This window comes from Bradyrhizobium sp. 4 (assembly GCF_023100905.1).
GTDB lineage: Bacteria > Pseudomonadota > Alphaproteobacteria > Rhizobiales > Xanthobacteraceae > Bradyrhizobium.
Genome location: NZ_CP064686.1, coordinates 3,168,578 through 3,190,457, shown reverse-complemented (window position 1 = coordinate 3,190,457; position 21,880 = coordinate 3,168,578). Strand labels below are relative to the sequence as shown.

Annotated in this window: 21 protein-coding genes; 14 read left to right on the top strand and 7 right to left on the bottom strand. The window is 64.1% G+C overall.

The window, feature by feature from the left end; all coding sequences use genetic code 11:
• Positions 1–176 precede the first annotated feature (176 nt).
• Positions 177–557 (bottom strand): nuclear transport factor 2 family protein, encoded by a 381-nt coding sequence (locus tag IVB45_RS14510; protein WP_027569421.1) that lies wholly within the window; start codon positions 555–557, stop codon positions 177–179.
• 165 nt (positions 558–722) lie between these two features.
• On the opposite strand from IVB45_RS14510, the gene IVB45_RS14505 reads away from it, so the two are divergent.
• From IVB45_RS14505 to IVB45_RS14470, 8 genes are all read left to right on the top strand, one after another.
• Positions 723–2,480, top strand: a complete 1,758-nt coding sequence (locus IVB45_RS14505; protein WP_247360378.1) for an MOSC and FAD-binding oxidoreductase domain-containing protein — start codon at positions 723–725, stop codon at positions 2,478–2,480.
• Positions 2,481–2,495: 15 nt separating this feature from the next.
• Positions 2,496–3,092, top strand: a complete 597-nt coding sequence (locus IVB45_RS14500; RefSeq protein ID WP_247286700.1) for a redoxin domain-containing protein — start codon at positions 2,496–2,498, stop codon at positions 3,090–3,092.
• 50 nt (positions 3,093–3,142) lie between these two features.
• Entirely contained in the window at positions 3,143–4,609 is a 1,467-nt protein-coding gene (locus IVB45_RS14495; RefSeq protein ID WP_247360377.1) for a PLP-dependent aminotransferase family protein, read from the top strand.
• 74 nt (positions 4,610–4,683) lie between these two features.
• Positions 4,684–5,310, top strand: a complete 627-nt coding sequence (locus IVB45_RS14490) for an FMN-binding negative transcriptional regulator (RefSeq protein WP_247360376.1) — start codon at positions 4,684–4,686, stop codon at positions 5,308–5,310.
• Between the two features lie 92 nt (positions 5,311–5,402).
• Entirely contained in the window at positions 5,403–6,230 is an 828-nt protein-coding gene (locus tag IVB45_RS14485) for a class II glutamine amidotransferase (RefSeq protein ID WP_247286706.1), read from the top strand.
• Between the two features lie 21 nt (positions 6,231–6,251).
• Complete coding sequence (locus IVB45_RS14480; RefSeq protein ID WP_247360374.1) at positions 6,252–7,478, top strand: carboxylate-amine ligase; 1,227 nt, start codon at positions 6,252–6,254, stop codon at positions 7,476–7,478.
• 63 nt (positions 7,479–7,541) lie between these two features.
• Positions 7,542–7,727, top strand: a complete 186-nt coding sequence (locus IVB45_RS14475; protein ID WP_247360372.1) for a hypothetical protein — start codon at positions 7,542–7,544, stop codon at positions 7,725–7,727.
• A gap of 335 nt (positions 7,728–8,062) precedes the next feature.
• Positions 8,063–9,202 (top strand): glucuronate isomerase, encoded by a 1,140-nt coding sequence (locus tag IVB45_RS14470; protein ID WP_247360370.1) that lies wholly within the window; start codon positions 8,063–8,065, stop codon positions 9,200–9,202.
• A gap of 6 nt (positions 9,203–9,208) precedes the next feature.
• On the opposite strand, the gene gor is transcribed toward IVB45_RS14470, so the two are convergent.
• From gor to rpiA, 3 genes are read right to left on the bottom strand one after another with little or no spacing between them, the layout of a single operon-like run.
• Positions 9,209–10,597: a glutathione-disulfide reductase gene (gene gor, locus IVB45_RS14465; protein WP_247360368.1), complete on the bottom strand. Its 1,389-nt coding sequence runs from the start codon at positions 10,595–10,597 to the stop codon at positions 9,209–9,211.
• Between the two features lie 54 nt (positions 10,598–10,651).
• Positions 10,652–11,170 (bottom strand): DUF2059 domain-containing protein, encoded by a 519-nt coding sequence (locus IVB45_RS14460; protein WP_027569412.1) that lies wholly within the window; start codon positions 11,168–11,170, stop codon positions 10,652–10,654.
• A 2-nt stretch (positions 11,171–11,172) separates the two neighbouring features.
• Complete coding sequence (gene rpiA / locus IVB45_RS14455; RefSeq protein WP_247360366.1) at positions 11,173–11,886, bottom strand: ribose-5-phosphate isomerase RpiA; 714 nt, start codon at positions 11,884–11,886, stop codon at positions 11,173–11,175.
• A 176-nt stretch (positions 11,887–12,062) separates the two neighbouring features.
• Here rpiA and IVB45_RS14450 point away from each other — a divergent pair, with 176 nt between their 5' ends.
• The 5 genes from IVB45_RS14450 (at position 12,063) to IVB45_RS14430 (ending at position 16,963) form a co-directional block, all read left to right on the top strand.
• Positions 12,063–12,752 carry an HAD-IA family hydrolase gene (locus IVB45_RS14450; protein WP_027517257.1) on the top strand — a complete coding sequence of 230 codons (690 nt, stop codon included), beginning with the start codon at positions 12,063–12,065 and terminating at the stop codon, positions 12,750–12,752.
• 136 nt (positions 12,753–12,888) lie between these two features.
• Complete coding sequence (locus IVB45_RS14445; protein WP_247360365.1) at positions 12,889–13,386, top strand: hypothetical protein; 498 nt, start codon at positions 12,889–12,891, stop codon at positions 13,384–13,386.
• Positions 13,387–13,494: 108 nt separating this feature from the next.
• Positions 13,495–14,529 (top strand): GTP 3',8-cyclase MoaA, encoded by a 1,035-nt coding sequence (gene moaA, locus IVB45_RS14440; protein ID WP_247360364.1) that lies wholly within the window; start codon positions 13,495–13,497, stop codon positions 14,527–14,529.
• 169 nt (positions 14,530–14,698) lie between these two features.
• Entirely contained in the window at positions 14,699–15,280 is a 582-nt protein-coding gene (locus IVB45_RS14435) for a TRAP transporter small permease subunit (protein WP_027569408.1), read from the top strand.
• 27 nt (positions 15,281–15,307) lie between these two features.
• Positions 15,308–16,963 (top strand): TRAP transporter large permease subunit, encoded by a 1,656-nt coding sequence (locus IVB45_RS14430; RefSeq protein WP_247360362.1) that lies wholly within the window; start codon positions 15,308–15,310, stop codon positions 16,961–16,963.
• Between the two features lie 72 nt (positions 16,964–17,035).
• On the opposite strand, the gene IVB45_RS14425 is transcribed toward IVB45_RS14430, so the two are convergent.
• Positions 17,036–18,124 carry a TRAP transporter substrate-binding protein gene (locus IVB45_RS14425; RefSeq protein WP_027569406.1) on the bottom strand — a complete coding sequence of 363 codons (1,089 nt, stop codon included), beginning with the start codon at positions 18,122–18,124 and terminating at the stop codon, positions 17,036–17,038.
• 240 nt (positions 18,125–18,364) lie between these two features.
• Here IVB45_RS14425 and IVB45_RS14420 point away from each other — a divergent pair, with 240 nt between their 5' ends.
• The gene (locus IVB45_RS14420; RefSeq protein WP_247360360.1) at positions 18,365–19,666 is read left to right on the top strand and encodes a M20/M25/M40 family metallo-hydrolase; all 1,302 of its coding nucleotides are present in this window, start codon (positions 18,365–18,367) and stop codon (positions 19,664–19,666) included.
• Between the two features lie 89 nt (positions 19,667–19,755).
• Here the strand turns inward: IVB45_RS14420 and IVB45_RS14415 are convergent, their stop codons facing one another.
• Both IVB45_RS14415 and IVB45_RS14410 read right to left on the bottom strand, forming a co-directional pair.
• The gene (locus IVB45_RS14415; protein WP_247360358.1) at positions 19,756–21,147 is read right to left on the bottom strand and encodes an ATP-binding protein; all 1,392 of its coding nucleotides are present in this window, start codon (positions 21,145–21,147) and stop codon (positions 19,756–19,758) included.
• Between the two features lies 1 nt (position 21,148).
• A complete protein-coding gene (locus IVB45_RS14410) occupies positions 21,149–21,823 on the bottom strand; it encodes a response regulator transcription factor (RefSeq protein WP_027569404.1) in 675 nt (224 codons plus the stop codon).
• Positions 21,824–21,880 lie beyond the last annotated feature (57 nt).

Genomic DNA, 21,880 nt, shown 5'->3' with positions numbered 1-21,880 from the left:
ATCGGCCGATCCATCGCATTCGCGCGGGACAGGTCATCCGACATCACGAGGTTTGCCGACAGCGTCGGCGTCCTCGCCAGAGGGGCCCGGATTCTTGTTCCTTCCACACATAAAGATGGGACTGTCGGAATCAAGGCGACGCGACTGCGACCAGCCGCCGCATCGGGTTCCGTGTGTTACTCCACCCGCTCGACAAGATGCGCCCGCGAGGGCGAGGGCTCGAACCTGTCGCCGAAATACTGCGTCTCGTGCGCCACCAGGCCGTCGCGGAATTCCATGATGCTCACCACGTAAGACGGCACCCCGTCATAGGTCAGCACGAATTCGCTCACCCAGAGATCGTTGCCGCCGACGATTCGCCGAACCGTGAAGCGCTTCTTGTTCGGTTGCACGAACCGGCTCTGCTGGATGTTGCTGCGACCGCGGATGCGCTCGCCGGATTGCGGATAGTCGAGCACCGCGTCCCCGCGATAGATGTCGTGCTCGGCCTCGAAATCGTTCGCATCCGAAGCGTCCCAATGCCGCTGGAGCGCGGCCAGCTTGCCCTGATCATCCATCGTGGCCTCCCGTTGTCCCGATTGCGTTGGCGTTACGGCATCTCAGATTGGCCTCAGGGCCGCCGGTGGCAAGGCTTGCTCGCAACCTCTAACAACGACTAACGAGCCAAAAACGCCCTCTTGCTGCAAGGATGACGGCAGAACCGCGCAGCCAGATCGGGAACAATGGCACGTCTGCTTTCAATCAATGTCGGCCTGCCGCGCGACGTCGCCTGGCAGGGTCGGACCGTCCACACCGGCATCTGGAAGGCGCAGGTCACAGGCCCGCGCAGGGTGCGCCGGCTCAACATCGATGGCGACGGCCAGGGCGATACGGCCGGTCATGGCGGCGAACATCGTGCCGTATTCGTCTATCAGGACGAATCCTATCGGTACTGGCAGGAGCATCTCGGTCGATCGAACCTCGTTCATGGCCAGTTCGGCGAGAACTTTACGGTCGAGGGCCTCGCCGACACCAACGTATGCATCGGAGACCGCTACAGGATCGGCTCTGCCCTGTTCGAAGTGACGCAGCCGCGCGTCACCTGCTACCGGCTCGGCATTCGGATGGACGAGCCGGACATGGCCGCGCTGCTGGTCAGGCACGGGCGGCCCGGATTCTATTTCCGTGTGCTCGAGGAAGGCGACGTCGAAGCCGGTGACGAGATCAAACAGATCGCTGTGGGACCCGAGCGCATGAGCGTGTTCGAGGTCAATGCGCTGCTTTACCTGCCGCCTCATCCGCGCGAACGCCTGGAGCGCGCGCTGCGGATTCCCGCGCTGAGCCGCGGGTGGCAGCGTTCATTCGCGGCGCTGCTCGAGCAGCAGAAGGACAACAAGATCGCGGGAAACGCCGGACTTGGGCCGGCGGCGAGCCCTCCTACGGCCTGGCGCGGATTCCGCTCATTTCGCGTGGCGCGCAAGATCGCCGAAAGCGGCAACGTGACGTCGCTGATCCTCGAACCCGCCGACGGACATCCCGTGGCGGCCGCCCTGCCCGGTCAATTCGTCGTCATCAGGCTCGAACCTTCCGCTGCGCAGGCGATGACGCGCAGCTATTCGCTCTCGAGCGGCGCCGATGCCGCGTCCTATCGCATCAGCGTCAAGCGCGAAGCGCACGGCGCCGCCAGCCGCTACATCGCCGACGAGCTGGTGGACGGCGCTGCCGTGCAGCTCGGTGCGCCACGCGGCAGTTTCACGCTCCGGCAAGATGCGCGCCCCGTCGTCCTGCTGAGCGCCGGCATCGGCGTCACCCCGGTACTCGCAATGCTCCACGCCCTCGCCGCCGAAGGGACGACGCGGGACGTGTGGTGGCTGCACGGCACCCGCAACGGCCGCGAACATGCATTCGCCGCCGAGGCGCGCGAGTTGCTAGGTGGGCTCTCTCGTCACCATAGCCACGTCTGCTACAGCGCGCCTGACCCGGACGATCGTCTCAATGTGGCGTTCGATACAGCCGGACATCTCGACGGACGCCTGCTCCAGACCCTGAGCGTGCCGCGTGACGGCGATTTCTATCTTTGCGGACCGGCAGCTTTCATGAGCGATCTGAAAGCTGGCCTCGCAACGCTGGGCATCGCACCGGATCGCATCCACACCGAATTGTTCGGCGCCGGACCATCCTTGACGCCCGGCATAGCGTCCTCCCCGCAGAAGCGAGCGCACTCGCCGGTTGGCGCTCCTGGCTCCGGCCCGATGGTTTCGTTCGCCCGCAGCGGCCTCAACGTGTGCTGGGGACCGGCCTACGCCAGCCTGCTGGAATTGGCCGAAGCTTGCGACGTCCCCGTGCGCTGGTCGTGCCGGACCGGCGTCTGCCATAATTGCGAGAGCGGATTGATCGCGGGGACGGTCGACTATGCGCCGGATCCGCTCGATCCGCCGGCGGACGGCAATGTCCTGATCTGCTGCTCACGGCCCCGAAACGACGTCGTGATTGATCTGTAAAACTGGGAGAGCGTAATGCGACCTGACATGATACCGGGAGTAACTTTCCCTGATTACGAGCTCAGCGACCACACCGGCAAACATCGAAAGCTCTCCGAGCTGCAGGCGGGCGATCCGATGGTGCTCGTGCTCGGCCGCGGTGGATTTTGTCCCAAGGATCGCCGCCAGGCCGAAGGCTTGCTGCAACTCCATCGCGAAATGGAGGTGGGCTATTGCCGGATGGTCACGATCACGACCGACAATATCACCCAGACCAGTGAATATCGCAGCGGCGTCGGAGCGCACTGGCCCTTCCTCTCGGATTCGCGGCGCCTCGTTCAGAAAGATCTCGACATCGCCGAATACACCGACCCCGTCCATAATCCGATGATTCCGCACGTGGTCGTGCTCGAGCCCGGCCTTGTCATTCACAAGATCTATAACGGCTACTGGTTCTTCGGCCGTCCAACCGTCGAAGAACTCCGCCAGGACCTCAGGGCAGTCGGCATGAAGTGCCGGCCGGATTGGGACATCGCGGCGCCCGGCCTCAGGGCACTGTGGGACCAGGGCCGCAAGGAGCATTTTCATCCCTACGGCAAGGCTTACGTCGAAACTCTCGGCGAACGGGATTAGAACCACATTCCGACATCGTCCGCTCGGGCGAATGCCGGCTTGGAATGTGGATGATCCAGATGAAGACCAATCCTGCTCTCCGTGCCGACCGCATGGGCGCGCGCCAGATCTACGAGGCCTTGAGAGATCAGATCCTGGCGCGGGTGTACGGGATCGACGGGTTGCTGCCGTCCTCGCGCGCGCTGGCCGGCGAAATGGGCGTGGCACGCTCGACCGTCACGATCGCCTACGAACAGCTCGCCGCGGAGGGCTTCATCGAGACACGCCATGGCGCGCGGCCGCGGGTGGCCCGCGCCGTCGTCGAGCGGGGACACGCGCGCGTAGTGTCGCGAGCGTCGGCGCGGAAGGTGCGGCTGTCGGCCTTCGGGGACCGGTTGCTTCAAGACCCGCCGCGCTGGACCGAGCCGCCGCGCGGGCTCGTCGCCAACTTCCGCTATGGCGAGCTCGCACCGTCGGATTTCCCGGTACTGGCCTGGAAGAAGGCCGTGACTGCCGCGATGGCGCGCAAGCCCGAGCGGCTGGCCTATGACGATCCCTGCGGCGCGCTGCGGCTGCGGACCGCACTCCAAGGCTATCTCTGGCGGTCGCGCAGCGTCCGCTGCGAGGTCGATCAGATCGTCGTCGTCAATGGCTCGCAGCAGGGCCTCGACATCTGCGCGCGCCTGCTGCTCGACGCCGGCGACCGCTTCGTGATGGAGGATCCCGGCTACCAAATGGCGCGGCACACCTTTGCGGCGACGGGCGCCGAGACGATCCCGATCCCGGTCGACGCGGATGGACTGGAGACCACGCGGCTCGACGGCGTTGAAGCCCGCCTCGCCTATGTCACGCCGTCGCACCAATATCCGCTCGGCGGCGTCATGCCGATCGGACGCCGGCACCAATTGCTCGCCTGGGCCAGGGCAAACGACGCCTACGTGATCGAGGATGATTACGACAGCGAGTATCGCTACGACACCAAGCCGATCCCGCCCCTGCACGCGCTGGCAGGCGGCGGCAATGTGATCTATCTCGGCACCGTCTCCAAGACGCTCTCGCCGACCTTGCGGATCGGCTATCTTGTTGTGCCCGCCGCCCTGCGATCCCTGTTCGCCGCGGCCAAGCAGATCATGGACCGGCACACGCCGCTGATCGAACAGGATGCCCTCGCGTCGATGCTTGAAAGCGGCGCCTATGACGGCCACATCAGGCGCGTGCGCCGGCGCAACGCCGAACGCCAGCGCACGCTGCTCGACGCGCTTCGCCGCCGGTTCGGGGATCGCGTCCGGATCGAGGGCACTGCCGCCGGCCTGCACATCGTGGCGTGGTTCGATAATCTGCCGCAGAAGCGAGAGGACGCGTTGATCAAGGCGGCCCATGCCAAGGGCGTCGGCATCTATCCCGTCTCGGCACTGTTCGTCGGACCTCGCCGACCGCGGAAGACAATCGGCCTCGTCATGGGCTATTCGGCACTGGAGGTGTCACAGATCGAGCGCGGCTGCAGGCTTCTTGCACAGGCCGTCGCCGAACTGGACTGATCAAATAGACGATAACTGGCAGTTTCTTACAGGCCAGATTCCGGCTATCTCCAGACCGACATCGGAGATAGACCATGTACATCCCTCCCGCCTTCAAGGACGACATCGAGAGCATCCGGGCGACCATTCACGGCGCGCGCCTCGCCAGTCTGGTCACGGCCACCAGCGAAGGCCCCGTCGCCACGCCGCTGCCGCTCTTTCTCGACGAGGGCGAAGGCGAGCATGGCGTGCTGTACGGACATGTGGCGAAAGCCAATCCGCAATGGAAACTGCCGCCGATCGGAGAGGCGCTGGCGATCTTTGGCGGTCCCGACGCCTATGTGACGCCGTCGTGGTATGCGACCAAGCAGGAAACCGAAAAGGTCGTGCCGACCTGGAACTACGTCGCCGTGCATGCCTACGGCCCGGTCGAATTCTTTCAAGACCCCGAGCGCCTGCTCGACGTCGTGACGCGGCTCACGAACAGGCATGAAGGATCGCGTGCCAAGCCTTGGGCCGTTACGGATGCCCCTGCCGATTTTATCGCCGCGCAGTTGCGCGGAATCGTCGGCGTGCGCATTCCCGTCGTGCGGTTCGAAGGCAAGCGCAAGATGAGCCAGAACCGTCCCGAGGCCGACCGCGTCGGCGTCGCACAAGGTCTCGCAGCGAGCGAGAACGCGGGTGATCGCGAAGTTGCGCAATTGATTCCGGTTCCGGTGTAGTGGCCACCTGGTTCCCGACACTCGCTGTCGGGAACCATCGTCCTGTCAGGTTCGTTGATACATTTCAGCAAGCATCTCCTGACAGGATTCCCATGTGTCGCTGGATCGCATACCGGGGCGAGACCACGTCTTTCGAACCCTACGTCACCGAGCCCGAGCATTCGCTGATCGCGCAAAGCATCCGCTCGCTCCAGTCGACCGCCGGCTCGAATGGCGACGGCTTTGGTCTCGGCTGGTACGGCGAGCATCCGGAGCCTGGTCTTTATCGTGAAACACGCCCGGCCTGGTCGGACGAGAATCTCCGCTACCTCTGCCGCCATTTGCGCTCGCATCTGTTCTTCGCTCATGTGCGCGCCGCCACCGGCACGGCAGTGACGCGGCAGAACTGCCATCCCTTTGCCTGCGGCCAGTGGATGTTCATGCACAACGGCTTCGTCGGCAGCTGGAATCGCCTGCGGCGCAAGGTCGAGGCGCTGATCCCCGATGCCTACTACCCCTCGCGGACAGGCACGACCGATTCGGAAGCCGTGTTTCTCGCCATGATGGGCGCGGGACTCGATGCCGATCCACTCGGCGCTACGCATCGCGTGCTGCGATCCCTCGTCGGCCTCGTCAACGAAGGCGAGCTTCGTGAGCGGCTGCGCTTCACCAGCGCCATCGCCAACGGCCGGGATCTCTATGCCTTCCGGGTCGCCGTCAACGATGCCGCCAACACGCTGTATTTCCGCGAGGCCGGCGGCCAGGTCATCGTGGTTTCCGAGCCGTTCGACAAGGAAACGGACTGGACGGAAGTGCCCCCGAATCACGCGCTGGTCGCACGTGCGTCCGAAAGCGCGAAAATTGTTCCGTTCGACCTTGCAATTTCCGGTGGGGCCGACGCGGAACCCGCCCCTGTCAGAAGGATTATCGCCCGCAGGTAAATACCTTGGCCGGGTGGCACAATGACATTTGCATCAGACGTTTTGAAACTGCTGCGGCTCGATTCCTCGGAAGACAAGCAGCACCTCGTCATTCGCTCCGCCGGCGGACGCGGCAAGGCCGCGGAATATTCGTTCGGCATCGAGGAGGAATACTTCCTCGCCGATCGGCGCAGCCTTGAGGTCGCGATCCAGACCCCGAATGAGCTTTTCGAATCTGCGAACTGGTCCACCGGCGGCCAAGCGATGCGGGAGATGTTGCAGTCGCAGCTCGAGGTCGCCACCAACGTTCATGTCGACGTCGCCGACGCGCGCGAAGAGCTTCGCTTCCTGCGTCGCGAAGTCGCAAACGTCGCGGCACAATACGGTTTCGTGATCATGGCCTGCGGCACGCATCCGACCGCGGTCTGGCGCATGTCGCAGCCGAGCCCGAAGCCGCGCTACGAGGAGATGATCGAGGATCTGCGCAGCATCGGCCACCGCAACCTAATGTGCGGCATGCATGTGCACGTCCAGTTGCCAGATCCCGAGAAGCGCATGGCAGTGATGCGAGCGATGCTGCCGCATCTGCCGTTGTTCATCGCCCTGTCGGCCTCCTCGCCGTTCTGGAATTCACACAAGACCGGGCTGAAGGGCTACCGGCTCGCCGCCTATTCCGAGCTGCCGCGCACCGGCCTGCCAGAATTGTTCGAGAGCAGGCAGGATTACGACGAATATGTCGGCGCGTTGCAGCGCTCCGGCGTGATCCCCGATGAAAGCCACATCTGGTGGGCCATGCGCCCCTCCATGAAGCACCCGACGCTCGAGCTGCGTGCGCCCGATACCTGCACCTTCGTCGACGACGCCGTTGCCATTGCCTCGCTCTATCGCTGCCTGACCCGCTATCTCTACCTGCGGCCTCATCTGTCGAAAGAGGTCACCGCGGTGGAACGCGCGATCGCGGTGGAGAACAAATGGCGCGCCCAGCGCTACGGCACCGATTGCATCTTTGCCTCCAAGGACGGGCCGGTCGAGATCTCCGAGCTGCTCTCCCGCGTGATCGAGGACATCGCCGAAGACGCCGCCGCGCTGAACTGCGCCGCCGAGGTCGAACACTGTCGTACCATCGTCGAACGTGGCAGCTCGGCTGAATTCCAGCTTCGCGCCTTCCGCGACAATGCGGAGGACATCGCCGCGGTGTCGCGCTGGATCGCAGACGCGACGATCTCGGGGACGAGCACCCCGGCCGCAGGCGTTCCCGCGCCCTCATAGCGCCCGCGCAAGCTTCGGGAGCAACGATGTCGCTCCTGAATCCGGAAAGTCGCGGAGAGAACCATGAATCGCGTCAAATGTTGCGCCGGCTGTGGCCATGGCCTCATTCCGATGCTCTCGGCCAAAGGTCGCGCGGAGCTCAGCTGCCTGTGGTGCGAGCTCATCGAGGCGCGTGCAGTGGACATGGCGAAATGGGCTGACAGCCCGTACGGCAAGCCCGAGCAGACCCTCCGTCGATCTTTCGAATGAACGGCTTCAGACATCCGGCCGCCGACTTCCTCTGATCGGCGCAGCTGCACGTCCGCGCCAGGATGCCGACAAATTAGACAAGACACGTTTCGTGGCCAGGTTTGCAGACCGGGCGAACATGGCCATGCAGGCTGGCGAAGCGTGTCAGCTAACCTCAGGTGCAACCTCGATTTTTCCTCGCGTGGCGGCGAGTCGCCAAACCTTGCGTGCCGCACAGCACCTCGACTGGCCCAAAATTCGCAAGGCAGCATCAGTCCTGATCGCCTGCTCTCCCGATTGGAGCGGCAAGAAGCGTGCGCCGAGAGAGGGCGAGCGGTCTAGAATCGGAGAATGCCATGAACGTGCATGCCGCCGGCGATCTCAAAATCACCGGCCTCACCCGTCCGGACGGCGCGCCGCTTCGCCTCAACGATCAGGAGTTCGTGGCGATCGATCGCGACCGGAATGCGAAGTTCGAGGCAACGTACCGGCCGCAGGCCCTCTACAATCGCGCCAACGAGGGCTTTCACGCCAACAACGAAACCTTCCTGCTGCACGAGGTCGCGACCAATCTGCCGATCTACCTGCCCGACACCGGCCCGACCGACTTCCATCTTCATCTGCCGCCGGGCGGCTTTCAGCTCGTGCTGGTCACCTCGGGCGCGTTCACCTTCGACTATGACGGGCGCTTCTACAATGTTGGCCCCGGCGCGGTGATGCTGCAAAGCGCGATCGTACACCGCCAGCTGTTCTACACCTGGTCGGGACTGTCGACCGAAGAGAATTTGAAGACGCCGCAGACGGTGGTGCCGGATCCGATCTCGATGGGCTATTCGGGCAAATTCCTCGAAGCCTTCATCACCGACCCGACGACGTTTCCAAACCCAACCATCGTTGGTCCCGACCAGATCAACGAGGCCGAGACGCCGCGTGTGGCCTGGAGCCACTCTCTGCACGATCGCCCGGTGGATGCAGGCTTCTGGCTTCAAGACCCCTTGGCGCTCGATGCGCTGTTCAAGCCGCTCACCGACAGCCCGATCAAATCGGCCATGCCGGTTTACGTGCGCGATATCGGAATCGAAGTCCCGAGCGGACATCTCGTCACCGGCCACATCATCGCAACCGATCCGCGCGGCCAATCGCTCTTGCCCAAGAGCACGTCGGCGGCAGCGGACACCACATGTTTCGCCAAGGGCGAGGTCGTGATCTACCGCGTGATCCGCGGCACGGCCGAATTCAGGAACAAGACTGGCGAGAGCTTTGAGCTCACGGCCGGCGACGTGGTGACGGCAGGCAAGAACGCCACAAGCCTCGTCGGTGTCGGTGAGAACACGCAGGTCCTTCGGCTCGGCCTTCTCAAAGGCATGAACGACCTCCGCAGCTGGACGCCGACGCAACGCGACGAGATCGACGGCCTCGCCGGTCAGATCATCACGCAGAAGGACATCCGTCCCCTGCGCACCGAGGGCAAGCCGGTCGGGTACCTCTACGGCTGAGCGGAGTTACTCCGCCGCCTGGCGGACGTGGCGTGCGGTCGGTGTGCGCATGGTGACGAGCTCTTCGGACGCGGTCGGATGCAACGCGATCGTCGCATCGAAATCGGCCTTGGTCGCCTTCATCTTCACTGCAATCGCGACCGCCTGCGTGATCTCAGCCGCGGCATCGCCGACGATGTGACAGCCGAGCACGCGGTCGGTTGAACCGTCGACGACGAGCTTCATCAGCACGCGGGTATCGCGGCCCGACATCGTCGCCTTGATGGGGCGGAACGTGGTCTTGTAAATGTCGACATGGCTGAATTGCGCGCGCGCCTCGGTCTCGGTGAGGCCGACGGTGCCGACCTCCGGCTGCGAGAACACGGCGGTCGGGATGTTGGCGTGATCCACCTGCACCTCGCGCTTGCCGAACACGGTGTCGGCGAACGCGTGGCCCTCGCGGATCGCGACCGGCGTCAGGTTGAAGCGATGAGTGACGTCGCCGATCGCATAGATGCTGTCGACCGAGCTCTTCGAGAAATGGTCGACCGCGATGCCGCCGTTCCGCGGGTTGATGGCGACGCCGGCCTTCTCCAGGCCGAGATTGGCGACGGCGGGATGGCGGCCGATCGCGAACATCACCTGGTCGGAGGCGAGGCTCGATCCGTTAGACAGATGCGTGGTGAATTCCTCGCCATGGCGATCGACCTTCGCCACCGTGCAGCCGGTGAGGATGGTGATGCCCTGCTTCTCCATCTCGGCGCGGACGTGGCCGCGAACGTCCTCATCGAAGCCGCGAAGAATGTTGTCGCCGCGATAGATGACTGTGACGTCGGAGCCGAAGCCGGCGAAGATGCCGGCGAATTCCAGCGCAATGTAGCCGCCGCCCTGGATCACGATCCGCTTCGGCAGCTTGGTCAGGTGAAACGCCTCGTTGGAGGAGATCACGTGCTCGATGCCGGGAATCGGAGCGCCGTGATTGGGCGCGCCGCCGGTGGCGATCAAAATGTATTTTGCGGTGATCTTCTTGTCGTTCTCGAGCAGGCGGACAGTGTGCTTGTCCTCGATCACCGCGCGGCTCTTGACGATTTGCGCGCCCGACTTCTCGACATTGGCGGTATAAGCCGCCTCCAGACGCGCGATCTCCTTGTCCTTGTTGGCGATCAGCGTAGGCCAGTCGAAGGTCGCAGGCGGAACGGTCCAGCCAAAACCGGCGGCGTCCTCGATCTCATGGCGGAAATGCGAGCCAATGACGAACAGCTTCTTCGGCACGCAGCCGCGGATCACGCAGGTCCCGCCCATGCGGTACTCTTCCGCGATCATCACGCGGGCGCCGTAACCAGCCGCGATGCGGGCGGCACGCACGCCGCCCGAACCGCCACCGATGACAAAGAGGTCGACGTCGAATTCAGCCATTGTCCACTCCGACCTCTTCAGAACATGATCCGGATTCTGATCAGATAGGGACTGTCAGATTTCCTTGCCACGCTTGCGCATCTCGGCGCGGAAGTTGCCCATCACGGTCTCGGAGAAGTTCTGGGCCCAGGAGTTCATGAAGGCCATGCTCAGCCCGATGGCGCGCGGCTCGGCCTCGATCAGCTTCTTGCCCAGCGGCGACTTGTAGAAAGTGACGAGATCCTTCAGCTCCTGCTCGGTGAACTCGCTGGCATAGACCTGCGCCATGCCATCGCCGATTTCGCTTTCGCGGCCCTTGAGCTGCTGGGCTACGATCTGGGCGACCTCGGTGAGGTCCTTCTGGTAGTTGAGGTTCTGCTGGATCAGCGCGATCTTGGTCTTATCGACCAGGCCGGGCACGGCGTTGGCGTACATCGCACTGGCGTTCTTGATCGTCAGGATCTCCTTGGCCGCCGCCACGGCGGCCGGCGACGATTTCGGCGCCGCTGCCTGCTGGGCCCCGGCCGGGGCGACCGAGAGGGCCAGTCCCACAGCGAGGGTCACGACCGGCAACAATTTCAAAACGCTCTTCATTCCTAGTCTCCTTTCGGCTTTCGCCGTTCAATCACGCGAATTCCCTCGCCACCGGCCAAAACAGCCGAACTGGCCAAGCCAATGAACAAACCATGCTCGACGACGCCGGGGATCGCGCTCAACGCCGTGGCGAGGCGGGCGGGATCCTCAATCTTTTCGAGCTGGGCATCGACGATCCAGTGGCCGCCATCGGTGACGAAAACGTGGCCGTCCTTGCCCTTGCGGACCGCCATCTGCCCGGAAACGCCGCATTCCGCAAACGCCTTCTCGATCGCGCGTCGCGTTGCGCCGAGCCCGAACGGAATGACTTCGATCGGTAGCGGAAAGCGGCCGAGTGTCGGCACCCATTTGGTGTCGTCGGCAATCACGATCATGCGATCCGAGGCGGCCGCCACGATCTTCTCGCGCAACAGCGCGCCGCCGCCGCCCTTGATCAGATTGAGTTCTGTGTCGATCTCGTCGGCGCCGTCGACGGTGATGTCGAGATGGTCGATCTCGTCCAGCGTGGTCAGCGGCACGCCGCAGCGAATTGCATCGAGGCGCGTCGCCTCGGAGGTCGGCACGCCGATCACTTTCAGTCCGGTGCGGACCCGCTCGCCGAGCAGCTCGACGAAATGTTTTGCGGTCGAGCCGGTGCCGAGCCCGAGCTGCATGCCGTCTCGGACGTCCTCGAGGGCGCGCGCCGCAGCCTGCCGCTTCAACTGGTCCATGTTCACGTTTGCGCCGTCCCTGAATTACGAGAGTGCTGCCCGATAGGCTTGCGGCGGCCTGTGTAGCCTCGTTTTCCCTCGGAGAACAGGGTCTGGGGGAACAGGCCTCCGGGCCCACCTTATAAGGTGATCTTATGGCTTCGGCCCTTGCGCGGGCGGGGCCGGGCCGGTAGCGCTGGGCCATGATCCCCTCCCACACCATCGTCTTCGATCTCGACGGCACGCTTGTGGATACGGCGCCCGACCTGATCACCGCGCTCAATTACGTGCTCGACCGCGAAGGGCTGCCGCCCGTGCCGATGGCCTCGGCCCGCAACATGATCGGCGCCGGCGCCCGCAAGCTGATCGAGCGGGGGCTGGAAGCCGAGGGCCGCAGCGTCACGGTTGCCGACATGGACCGGATGACGGCCGATTTCATCGCCTATTACGCCGACAATATCGCCGTCGAATCCCGGCCCTTCGAGGGGCTGGAGGCCGCGCTCGACCATTTTGCGGCCCAGGGCCATCGCCTCGCCGTCTGCACCAACAAGCTGGAATGGCTGTCGAAGCGCCTGCTGGACCAGCTCGACCTGAGCCGGCGCTTCGCGGCGATCTGCGGCGCTGACACTTTTGGCGTGCAGAAGCCCGATCCGACCATTTTCCGGGAAACGGTGGCGCGGGCCGGCGGGGAGGTCAAAGCAAGCATCATGGTCGGCGATGCCGGACCCGATGTCGGCGTGGCCCGGCGCGCCGGAGTTCCCGTGATCGGGGTCAGCTTCGGCTATACGGACGTGCCGATCGCCGAGCTGAAGCCGGACCGGCTGATCCATCACATGCGCGACCTTCCGGCCGCCGCCAGCAGCCTGATGACTGCGCAGGAAGCTCTCAAGTAGCTGAGATATCTTGATTATTTCGCAGAATCCCGCGTTAACCATCTACTAACTATGCGCGGCCGGCCGGTTGCTTGGTTCGAACGACGCTCCTAACTTCGCCCGGGGATGTGGCGGTTCGTCGCACTAGGTGGATGTCATGCGTCGTGTCATCTCGTTTGCGTTAGCTGGAGTAAGCGTCATCGGGGCAACAAGTCTTGCCGGCTGCTCCTCAATGTCTTCGACTTCCTGGGACATGTTCAAATCGGCCCCGCCGACCGTTCAGGTCCGGCTCGAATCCAATCCCCCGGGCGCTGACGCCACGACCTCACTGGGTGCAGGCTGCAAGACCCCCTGCTCCGTGTCGGTTCCCGCCCCCGAGGTCCCCTTCACGGTCGCTTTCGCGCTGCCGAAATACCAGCCGGTGAGCGTGCCGGTGAATGTCATCAGGAATCCCGGCGACTTCACCACCCCCACCTCGGTCACCACCGACCCCAACCCGATTTTCGCGGAGCTCCAGCCGGCCGTTCCGCCGAAACCGGTCCGCAAGCCGCACCGGCCGAAGAGGCCGAAACCGGTGGCGCCCGCCGCTGCCCCGGCTGCTGCCGCACCGGCCGCGGGCTCGCCGTTCCCCGATCCGAACACCGGCAATCGCTGACCTCCGTCATCCCCCCAATTGTCTCTGACGCGTTCGATGCTTAGATTGCTTCCAGGACGCCGCTGAAGCAAAACTGCTCGCGTTGCCGCAAGTGACAAGGCATTTGGTATGAACGGACTTTCCGCGAGCCCCCGCGCCGCGCTGTCGAGCGCGATGACCGATCCGTTCGGACGGACCATCTCGTATTTGCGCGTCTCCGTCACCGACCGCTGCGACCTGCGCTGCTTCTACTGCATGTCGGAAGACATGACGTTCCTGCCCAAGGCGGACCTGCTGACGCTGGAGGAACTCGACCGGCTCTGCTCGGCCTTCATCGCCAAGGGCGTGAAGAAGCTGCGGCTCACCGGCGGCGAACCGCTGGTCCGCCGCAACGTGATGACGCTGGTGCGCTCGCTGTCGCGGCATCTTAAGAGCGGCGCGCTGAGCGAGCTGACGCTGACCACCAACGGCACCCAGCTTGCGAAATACGCCAGCGAGCTCGCCGATTGCGGCGTCCGCCGCATCAACGTCTCGCTCGACACGCTCGACCCGCAGAAGTTTCGCGAGATCACCCGGTGGGGCGAGATCGACAAGGTGCTGGAGGGCATCGAGGCGGCGCGCGCTGCGGGCCTCGCGGTCAAGATCAACGCCGTTGCGCTGAAGAACCTCAACGAGGACGAACTTCCCGACCTGATGCGCTGGGCCCACGGCAAGAGCATGGGGCTGACGCTGATCGAGGTCATGCCGATGGGCGAGATCGGATCGGGACGGATCGACCAATACCTGCCGCTGTCGCTGGTGCGCGCGCGCCTCGCCCAGCAGTTCACGCTGACGGATCTGGCCGAGAGCACCGGCGGGCCGGCGCGCTATGTCAGCGTCGCCGAGACTGGCGGCAAGCTCGGCTTCATCACCCCGATGACTCATAATTTCTGCGAATCCTGCAATCGCGTGCGCGTCACCTGCACGGGAACGTTGCACACCTGCCTCGGCCACGAGGATGCCTCCGATTTGCGCAAACCTCTGCGTGCATCGGACGACGATTCGCTGCTTGCGGATGCGATCGACCGCGCCATTGGGCTCAAGCCCAAGGGCCACGACTTCATCATCGACCGCCGCCACGACCGTCCCAGCGTCAGCAGGCACATGAGCGTCACCGGCGGCTAGCATCGGTCTGCCGGCCGCGGCTTATTCCCCTTAACTATCAACAAACTTCCGATTGACTGGCGGCAAACTCGCTGGTTTGGTGCGGCTGCCTCATGCCTGCGCGGCGAGACAAGCCAACGCGCCACTCGGCGCAGTCAAGACGGCCGGGGCAAATCGGGGAGGACCAATCTTGCAAGCGCTCCTGAAGCTGAGCAATGGAATTGACGCGTTCACACGTTGGACCGGCAAGCGTCTGGCTTGGCTGATCCTGCTCGCCGTGATCATCTCGGCGCTGAACGCGATCATTCGGAAGACGTTGGACACGTCCTCCAACTCGTGGCTCGAGCTGCAATGGGTGCTTTTCAGCATCGTGTTCCTGCTGTGCGCGTCCTGGACGCTGCTCGACAACGAGCACATCCGGATCGACATCTTCAACAGCATGATGCCGAAGCGGGCTCGCAACATCATCGACATCATCGGGCACATCTTCTTCCTGATCCCGCTGACCGTTGTCATGATCGTCACCGGGGTACCGTTCTTCCTGCGCTCGCTCCAGATCAACGAGCAATCCGGCAACGCCGGCGGCCTGCCGCAATGGCCGGCCAAGTCGCTGATCATGGTCGGCTTCGCCCTCCTGCTCGTTCAAGGCATCTCCGAGCTGATCAAGCGGATCGCCATCATGCGCGGCATGATCCCGGACCCACACGAGTCGCAGGTGTCCGCACTGGAGGCCGAGGTCGAGCACCTCGTCGAAGCGATCGAAAAGAAGTAGCCGTTGGCGACGGTTTAGGGGGAAGTCATGACCGCGTTTATTATCGCCAATCTGGCGCCCATCATGTTCGCGACGCTCGTCGTCGTGCTGCTGCTCGGCTATCCGGCGGCATTTTCGCTCGGCGCCGTCGGCTTGTTCTTCGCCATCATCGGCGTTGAGCTCGGACAATTCCACCCGGACTTTCTCCAGGCCCTGCCGGAGCGCGTCTACGGCGTGATGAACAACGACACGCTGCTCGCCATTCCCTTCTTCACCTTCATGGGACTGGTGCTCGAGCGCTCCGGCATGGCGGAGGATCTGCTCGACACCATCGGTCAGTTGTTCGGCACCATCCGCGGCGGCCTCGCCTACGCCGTGGTGTTCGTCGGTGCCCTGCTCGCGGCGACGACCGGCGTCGTGGCGGCTTCGGTGATCTCGATGGGCCTGATCTCACTGCCGATCATGCTGCGGTACGGCTATGACCGCCGCGTGGCGACCGGCATCATCGCGGCCTCCGGCACGCTGGCGCAGATCATCCCACCCTCGCTCGTCCTGATCGTGATGGCCGACCAGCTCGGCAAGTCGGTCGGCGACATGTACGAGGGCGCGTTTATTCCGGGCTTGGTGCTCGCGGCCCTCTACGCGGGGTACGCGTTCCTCGTGACCTTGATTTTCCCGAACGCCGCTCCGGGCCTGCCGAAGGAAGCTATCGGCTTCCGCGAGGAAAGCGGTGACCGCGGCCTGAGGTCGCTGGGCGTGCTGTTCCTGGCGAGCTGCGTGTTTGGCTGGTTCATGATGCGGAATTCGGAGACCCACGGCGCCGACTTCGTCGTGCTCAGCATGTTCTTCGGCATCCTCTTCGCCTTCTTCGTCGCGATCGCGAACTGGGGCATCGACAAGCTCACGGGCTTCCGTTTCCTCTCGAAGATGGCGCAACAGACCACCTTCGTGATGGTGCCGCCGCTGTTCCTGATCTTCCTGGTGCTGGGCACGATCTTCATCGGTGTCGCGACGCCCACCGAAGGCGGTGCGATGGGCGCAGCCGGCGCCCTCATTCTCGGTGCCATGAAACGTCGGCTGACCTGGGACCTCGTTCGTCAGGCGGTCGAATCGACGGCAAAGCTCTCCGCCTTCGTCGTCTTCATCCTGGTCGGGGCACGCGTATTCTCGCTCACCTTCTACGGCGTCAGTGGCCACGTCTGGGTCGAGCACCTGCTGACCTCCCTACCCGGCGGCCAGGTTGGCTTCCTGATCTTCGTCAACGCGTTCGTGTTCGTGCTGGCGTTCTTCCTCGACTTCTTCGAGCTCGCCTTCATCGTGATCCCGCTGCTCGGGCCCGCGGCGGAGCATCTCGGTATCGACCTGATCTGGTTCGGCGTCATTCTCGGCGTCAACATGCAGACGTCGTTCATGCACCCGCCGTTCGGATTTGCGCTGTTCTATTTGCGCTCGGTCGCGCCAAAGGAACGTTATACCGATCGCGTCACCGGCAAACGCATGGAGCCGGTCACGACAGGACAGATCTATTGGGGCGCGGTTCCGTTCGTCGTCATCCAGCTCATCATGGTGCTGCTGGTGATCACGTTCCCGTCGATGGTGATGCACTACAAGGGCGTGCAGTCCACAGTCGATCCCAACAGCATCAAGATCGACATTCCCCAGATCGATCTGCCGCCGCTCGACTTCGGCCAGCCGAAGCAATAGCGCCCGGCCCGCCGCAAAAACCCGGAGCTTTCGCTCCGGGTTTTTTTCGTTTAGGCGGATCGCTCCCGGCGATCAGCTCTGCGAATTGCGCGCCATGAAGTTGTCATAGCCGACTTCGGCGACCTGGAACCACTGATATCCGTTGTTCGAGAACGCGGTCAGCGATTCGTAGACCTTCTTGAAGTCCGGGTTGGTGGCCGAGACTTCGGTGTGCAGCTCCTTTGATGCCTTGAAGCAGGCCTGCATGACCTCGGGCGAGAACGGATGCAGCTTGGCGCCGGCCGCGAGCAGGCGCCGCAGCGCCGGCGGATTGGCCTGGTCATACTTCGCCATCATCCAGTTGTTGGCGTAGTGCCCTGCCTGCTCGAGGATGCTCTGATAGTGCTTCGGCAGCGCATTCCACTTGTCCTGGTTGACAAAGGCCAGAAGCATGGGCCCGCCTTCCCACCAGCCCGGGAAGTAATAATGCGGCGCGACTTTCACGAAGCCGAGCTTCTCGTCGTCATACGGTCCGACCCATTCCGCGGCGTCGATGGTGCCCTTCTCCAGCGCCGGATAAATGTCGCCTCCGGCGATCTGCTGCGGCACCGCGCCGAGTTTGGCCATCACCTTTCCGGCGAAGCCTCCGATGCGGAATTTCAACCCGCTGAAGTCCTGGGGCGTCTTGACCTCCTTGCGGAACCAGCCACCCATCTGACAGCCGGTGTTGCCGGCAAGCAGCGAGACGACGTTGTACTTCTTGTAGAACTCGTTGAGGATCTCCCTGCCGCCGCCCAGTGTGTACCAGGCCTGGTTGATGCGCATGTTCGGTCCGAACGGCACCGACGATCCGAAGGTGAAGGTCGGGTCCTTGCCAAAATAATAGTAGGACGCGGTGTGGCCGATTTCGCAGGTGCCGTTCTGCACGGCATCGAGCACCTGAAGCCCCGGCACGATCTCGCCACCGGCAAATGTCTGAATCTGGAATTTGTTGTCGGTCGCTTCCGCGACCATCTTGGCCATCATCTCGGCACCGCCATAGAGCGTGTCGAGCGATTTCGGCCAGCTCGTCGGCATGCGCCATTTGATCTCGGGCGTCGTCTGCGCGATTGCTGGAGCGGCGAGCGTGGCGACACCCGCCGCACCAAGCCCGGTGACCTTGATGAAATCTCGTCTTTTCATGATTTCCTACCCTGATGGATTGTGACGGTGGGCCTTCTTGCCGAGGCTTGGAGGCCAGCATGGAACATGTGTCGTCCGATTTCCATCCCCATCCGATCCTACGACTTTAGACTTAGGCGACCGACCCTCGCCCTCCACGTCACGTTCGCCTCGGCGGTGCCTGATGGGTGTGCCGGGCGCGTGACAAGCGCCGGAAACACGGGCATACCGCGCCATCCCCCCAACCCAAGGCCGCCACGCATGCCTCGATCGCACCCTGCTCCATCGCTCGTTGGTCCCTTGATCGCGTCGCTCTGGCTGGCCTGTGCTGCAATGCCGGCCCACGCCGAGCCCGGCGCGAATGTCATGGCCGACGTCCATGCGCTGGCGCAAAAGGAGCAGCAGCCGCTGCTCGACACGCTGCGCGATCTCGTCAGCATCGAATCCGGCAGCAAGGATGTCGAAGGCCTGAACCAGATCGCCGAGCGCGTTGCCGGCCAGCTCAAGCAGCTCGGCGGCACGGTGCAAATCCTGCAACCCACAGACGTCTATCGCCTCGACGACACACCCGAGAAGATCGGCCCGGCCGTACACGCCGTATTCAAGGGCACAGGCAGCAAGAAGATCATGCTGATCGCCCACATGGACACCGTGTACCTGAAGGGCATGCTGAAGGATCAACCGTTCCGCATCGACGGCGACAAGGCCTACGGCCTCGGCATTGCCGACGACAAGCAGGGCGTCGCGCTCATTCTCCACACCGTTGCGTTGCTGCAGAAGCTGAGCTTCCGGGATTACGGCACGCTCACGGTGCTCACCAACGGCGACGAGGAGATCTCCTCACCGGGCTGGCGCAGCACCATCACCAGATTCGCCTCGGATCAGGACGTGGTGTTCTCGTTTGAAGGCGGCGGCACCGACGGCACGCTGCGGCTGGCCACCAGCGGTATCGGCTCGGCCTATCTCACGGTGCAGGGCAAGTCCTCGCATGCGGGCTCACGGCCCGAGGGCGGCGTCAACGCGCTGTACGAACTCTCGCACCAGCTGCTGCAGATGAAGGACCTGTCCAAGCCAGAGCAGGGCCTGAAACTGAACTGGACGGTCTCCAAGGCCGGCACCAACCGCAACGTCATCCCGGCGGAGGCCACGGCCCAGGCCGACGCACGTGCACTCAAGGTCGCCGATTTCGACGAGCTGGAGAAGACACTTCAGGAGAAAATCAAGAATCACCTGCTGCCCGATTCCAAGGTCGCGCTGAAATTCGAGGTGCGCCGTCCGCCGCTTGAGGCCAACGACGCCTCACGTCGCGTCGCGGCCCACGGCAAGACGATCTATGGGGAGCTCGGACTGCCCCTCAAGGTCGACGAGAAAGCGACCGGCGGCGGCACCGACGCGGCGTTTGCCGCACTCAAGACCAGCGGAGCCGTGGTGGAGGGCATGGGTCTGTCGGGCTTCGGCGCGCATTCCAACGATGCCGAATATGTGCAGCTCAACAGCATCGTGCCGCGTCTTTATCTGACCACGCGCATGATCATGGATTTGTCCACCCGCAAGCTGAAATAGCCGTCGCTTTCGCCTTCTCCCCTCATGTCCGGCGAAGCCTTGGCGAAGGTGGATGCGGGAGAAGGTGGCGCGTCAGTGCCGCACCGCGTTCAAATCAACGTCGCCGACTTCTCCGCCAGCCTGAACCGCAGCGTGAACTGCGCGCCGCTCCCCGGAAGATTCTCCACCGCAACCGTCGCCGCGTGATCATCCGCCACCGCGCGCACGATCGACAGCCCGAGGCCGGCGCCGTCGCTGCGCTGGCGGTCGGCGCGCCAGAAGCGCTGGAAGATCAATTCGCGCTCGGCTTCCGCAATTCCCGGTCCGCAATCGCGCACGCGCACCGCACCATCCTCGCTCACATCGACATCGACCGACGTGTCCTTTGCCGTGAACTTGATGGCGTTTTCGGCGAGATTGAAGATCGCGCGCTGGAGCATCACGGAATTGCCGTGGATCAGCACCGGCCCCTCGGTGCCCCTCAGCGCGATGTCCTTGTGCTGCGCGATCGCGAGCGGCGCGATCGAACCGACCACCTCGGCGCAGACCGCGCGCAAATCCGCGGTCTCGCCGGGATCGAGCACCAGCGTGTCGAGCTCGGCGATCTCCAGCAGCTGCGCGACGATGCGGCTCATGCCCTCGATGTCGGCATGCAGCGCCTGCCGTGCAGCGCCGTCGCCGAGCGTCTCGATTCGCGTGCGCAGGATCGCGAGCGGCGTGCGCAATTGGTGCGCGGCGTCGGCGGTGAACTGCCGCTGCACCCGAAAGCCGTCCTCGAGGCGGTCGAGCGCCTGGTTGACGGCGGTGACGAGCGGCATGATCTCGCGCGGGATCTGCTCCGTCGGCAGGCGGATGTCGGTGCGCGCCGGACCGATATTGCTTGCCTCCTCGGAGGCCTTCCACAGCGGCGCGACGGCGCGGCGAAAGATGATGATGTCGATGGCGAGCAGGACCAGCAGGATCGGAATGGTGATCCACCCGACCCGCCGGAAGAAGTTCGACACGATGTCGTCGATGATGACGTCGCGGTGCGCGAGGTCCTCCGCGACGCGAATGCGTATCACCTTGCCGTCGATGGTGCGGGTGACGCCAGCGCCGGAAATCGTCTCGGAGAGCGGCGGTGGCGCGACCGTGGCAGTGCCGGTCTTGCGACGCGACGAGAACAGCAGATGTCCCTCGGCATCGCGAATGTCGTACTGGTAGCGGCCATAGGCTTCCGAATATAGGCCCTTGAGACTGTCCGGCAGGTTGAACGTCAGCAGCCCGTCGGGCTGGACGACGATGCGCTCGGCCAACACCTCGGCCTGGGCGCGCATGGCGTCGCGGTGCAGCTGGTCGATCTCGGAGTTGAGCAGCCAGAACAGCACTAGCGGCAGGAAGATCGCGACCACCGCGACCGCCACGATGTGCAGGAACACGATGCGCCAGATCAGCGATTTGAATGTCGGCGACCTCGCATGGATCCCGGCGCGGAATCCGGCCTGAGATCCGATCCGGGCCACGCTATTTCTCCTCGGCCATGAGATAGCCGACGCCACGGATGGTGTGGATCACGACCTTGGCGCCGTGCTCGGCGAGCTGCTTGCGCAGCCGCGAGACGTAGACCTCGACCGCGTTGGAGGCGACCTCGCCGTCGAGGCCGAAGATGTGGTCCTCGACGTTCTTCTTCGGCACCACCCGCCCCTGTCGGCGCAGCAGGATCTCGAGCACCGAGGTCTCGCGCGCGGAGATGATGCGCGGCTGGTCGTCGACGAAGATCTGGCGGCTTTCGGTGTCATAGACAAGGTTGGCGAGGCGCAGCGAGCGGCCGAGCAACTGGCCCGGACGGCGCAGGATCGCCTCCAGCCGCGCCACCAGCTCCTCCATCGCGAAAGGTTTTGCGAGATAGTCGTCGGCGCCGCTGCGCAGGCCGCTGACGCGGTCCTGCAAGCCGCCGCGCGCGGTCAGCACCAGCACCGGCAACGGCTCCATCTGCCGGCGCAGCTCGCGCAGCACCGACAGGCCATCGCCGTCGGGCAGTCCGAGGTCCAGGATCATCGCGGCATAGCTGACGCTGCTGACCGCCTCGCGCGCTTCGGCGACGCTGCCGACGATGTCGCTCTCATAGCCGGCCGCCGACAGCCCGCCGGCAACGAGCCGCGACAGCTCGGCATTGTCTTCGACGATCAGAAGGCGCATCGCATTTTCCCGCGGGATGTTCCGGTGCAAGCACGGCTCGCGCCGCATCTACGACCT